Annotated in this window: 4 protein-coding genes; all 4 read right to left on the bottom strand. The window is 73.3% G+C overall.

Features of this window, described 5'->3' with window-relative positions:
- Window positions 1–180: 180 nt before the first annotated feature.
- Window positions 181–453 carry an HPr family phosphocarrier protein gene (locus AC2W7J_RS16920; RefSeq protein ID WP_421008660.1) on the bottom strand — a complete coding sequence of 91 codons (273 nt, stop codon included), beginning with the start codon at window positions 451–453 and terminating at the stop codon, window positions 181–183.
- An 88-nt stretch (window positions 454–541) separates the two neighbouring features.
- A complete protein-coding gene (locus AC2W7J_RS16915; RefSeq protein WP_485983841.1) occupies window positions 542–1,684 on the bottom strand; it encodes a PTS fructose transporter subunit IIC in 1,143 nt (380 codons plus the stop codon).
- On the bottom strand, window positions 1,651–2,688 hold the full coding sequence (locus AC2W7J_RS16910) for a fructose PTS transporter subunit IIA (protein WP_485983839.1): 1,038 nt from the start codon (window positions 2,686–2,688) through the stop codon (window positions 1,651–1,653). The genes AC2W7J_RS16915 and AC2W7J_RS16910 overlap by 34 nt, the downstream gene beginning before the upstream one ends.
- Window positions 2,689–2,811: 123 nt before the next feature.
- Window positions 2,812–3,189: PfkB family carbohydrate kinase (locus AC2W7J_RS16905; RefSeq protein WP_485983837.1), on the bottom strand; the 378-nt coding region annotated here is incomplete at its 5' end.

Below are 3,189 nucleotides of genomic sequence, written 5' to 3'. Positions count from 1 at the left end.
CTCCGCGGCGACCGCCTCGAGCGCCTGCGCGATGCCCGGCGCGGGCGGCCTCGGGGTCGGCGGCCGCCGGCTCCCGCTCGGGTGCCCGCACGGGTGGTGCGACGAGCACCACGGGTCCGTGCGCGGTGCCCGAGGAGACGCCGATGCCCTGCCGAGTGCTGACCTCGTCGGCCATCGCGATCACTCCTGGGAGTCGAGGTCGGTCTCGAGGAGGGTGACGAGCTCGTCGAGGACCGCGTCGGCGCCCTCGCCCTCGGCGCTCACCTCGACCTGCTCGCCGTGCTTGGCCCCGAGCGCCATGACGCCGAGGATGCTCGTCGCGTCAACGGGCTCGTCGCCGGGGCGGCCGATCTGCACGTCGAGCCCGGACTCGGACGCCTTCTGCACGAAGAGCGCTGCGGGTCGCGCGTGCAGGCCGACGGACGAGGCGATGGTGGTGGTGCGACTGGCCATGACGGCTCCTTGCTGTGGACGGTGCGGATGTTCTGGTGATGTGGGTGGTGCTGGTGGGCCGGGTCCCGCGGGTGCGCGACCCAGCCTGTCAGGCGGCGACCCGCTGCGGGTCCCCCTCGGGCTGCGCGGCGCGCGAACCCATGGTCTTGAGGGCGATGACGATGGCGGCCATGACGACGACGCCGACGGCGAGGGCGACGACGAACATCAGGAAGTTGCCCATGAGGGGCAGCACCCAGACGCCGCCGTGGGGCGCCCGGAGGGTCACCCCACCGGCCATGACGAGGGCGCCGGTGATCGCCGAGCCGACGACCGAGCTGGCCATGACCCGGACCGGGTCGGCGGCGGCGAAGGGGATGGCCCCCTCGGAGATGAAGGAGGCACCGAGCAGCCACGCCGCCCGGCCGTTCTCGCGCTCGGGCTCCGAGAAGAGCCGCGGGCGCACCGTCGTGGCCAGGGCGAGGGCGAGCGGTGCGACCATGCCACCGGCCATGACGGCGGCCATGATCTTCAGCTGGATGGCGTCGGTGGCCGTGCCCGCGACCGTCAGACCGGTCGTGCCGAAGGTGTAGGCCACCTTGTTGACCGGGCCACCGAGGTCGAAGCCCATCATCCCGCCGAGGAGGGCGCCGAGCAGCAGCGCGCTGCCGCCACCCATGCCCTCGAGCCCGGCGGTGAGCGAGTCCATGAGCCAGGTGATCGGGCGGCCGAGCGCGGTGATGAAGAGCCCTGCCGTGATGAGCGTCGACAGGAGCGGGATGACCACGACGGGCATGACGCCGCGCACGCCGGCGTGGACCTTCCAGCCGGCCACCCACCGGGCGACGAAGCCCGCGATGAAACCGGTCGCCAGACCGCCGAGGAAGCCGGCGCCCATCGTCGAGGCGATCCAGCCGCTGACGATGCCGGGCACGAGGCCGGGCCGGTCGGCGATCGCGTAGGCGATGTAGCCCGAGAGGATCGGGACGAGGAAGCCGAAGGCCGCGCCGCCGATGACGAAGAACAACGCCGCCCACGAGGTCAGGCTCAGCGGGCTGAAGCTGTTGGCGATGTTGAGGTCACCCTCGGCCGTCAGCGAGTACTGGGTGATCTCGATGGCGCCCTTCTCGCCCATGGCGATCTGGGCGAGCATGAAGGACAGGGCGATGAGGATCCCACCGGCCGCGACGAAGGGGATCATGTAGCTCACCCCGGTCATCAGCCACTGGCGCACCCTGGTCGCGGTCGACACCTCGGGGTCCTCGTCCCCGGTGCCGTCGGCCAGGTCGGTGGCCGCGGCGGCCGCCGCCGCCCGCTGGGGTTGGCCGCCCACTGCCCGGCCAGCGTCACGGCACGCTCGACGAGCTCGGGTGCGTCCGAGACCCCCTTCTTGACCCCGACGTCGAGGGTCGGGAGGCCAGCGAAGCGGCCCTTGTCCTTGACCTCGAGGTCGTGGGCGAAGATCACCGCGTCGGCACGCTGGATCTCGCTGCGGGACAGCGGGGTCGAGCCCGCGGACCCCTGGGTCTCGACGGTGATCGTGTGGCCCGCCTCCTCGGCGGCCGTCCGCAACGCCTCTGCGGCCATGTACGTGTGGGCGATGCCGGTCGGGCAGGAAGTCACCGCGACGAGGTGCAGGGAATGCGAACCCTCGCCCGCGGTCGTTGCGGAGGCACCGCCCGCGGACGCCTCGTCCGCAGCGCCCTCGTCCGAGGAGTGAGTGGGCTCCGAGGACTGCGTGGAATCGGAGGACTCGACGGCCGGGGGCGCAGCCGAGGCGACGGGTTGCGGGGTGCCCTGCTTCGGCTCGTCGAGGGAGACCCGCTCCTCGACGAGCGCGACGACCTCCGCCTCGGTCGTCGCGGCCTCGAGGGCCGAGCGGAAGGACTGGTCCATGAGCGCCTTGGCGAGCTTGGGCAGCACCTGCATGTGCGCCTCTCCGCCCCCCTCGGGCGCGGCAATGAGGAAGATGAGCGTCGCGGGGCCGTCCTTCGCGCCCCAGTCGATGCCCCGGGTGGCTCGACCGAAGACGAGCGAGGGCTCGGTGATCGCCGCGCTGCGGGCGTGCGGGATGCCGATGCCGCCGGGCAGGCCGGTCGCCATGACCTCCTCCCGGGCCCGCACGTCGTCGAGGAAGGCCTCGACGTCGGTGGTGCGACCGCTCTCGACGAGAGTCTCGGCCAGCCGCCGGGTCGCGGCGTGGGAGTCTGGTGCGCTGAGGTCGAGCACGACCTGCGACGGGGTGATGAGCGGCATTGCTCGGTCCTTCCGGGGGTGGGGCTCAGTCGCGGACGGCGAGGGAGCGGTCAGGGGTCGTGGTGACGGAGACGTCGATGTCGGCGAGGTCGGGCGGCGTGGGGACGCTGCTGCCCGGCAGGGTCACGGCAGCGGCGCCCCACCGGACACCGGTGCACAGCGCCTGCGCGGCGGGGCCCCGGCGGCGAGGTCGTGGAGCAGGCCGGCGAGCATGCAGTCGCCTGCACCCACCGTCGACACCGGGGCGGGCGATGGTCGCCCGGGCGTGGACCACCTCGTCGCCGTCGACGAGCACGCACCATCGCGGCCGAGGCTGACGGCCACCCGGCCGACCCCTCCGGCGACGAGGTCCCGGGCCGCGTCGACGACCGCCCCGAGCGTCGGCAGGTCGGCACCGACGAGCTCCTCGAGCTCGACCCGGTTGGGCTTGATGAGGTCGGGTCCAGCGGCCACCGCCGGTCGAAGGGGGTCGCCCGAGGAGTCGACGGCCACGCGGGCTCC

Source organism: Janibacter sp. CFPM2_SD2 (genome assembly GCF_057364645.1).
The sequence above is the reverse complement of the archived record's forward strand: the minus strand, read 5'-3'. Positions and strand labels throughout refer to the sequence as shown.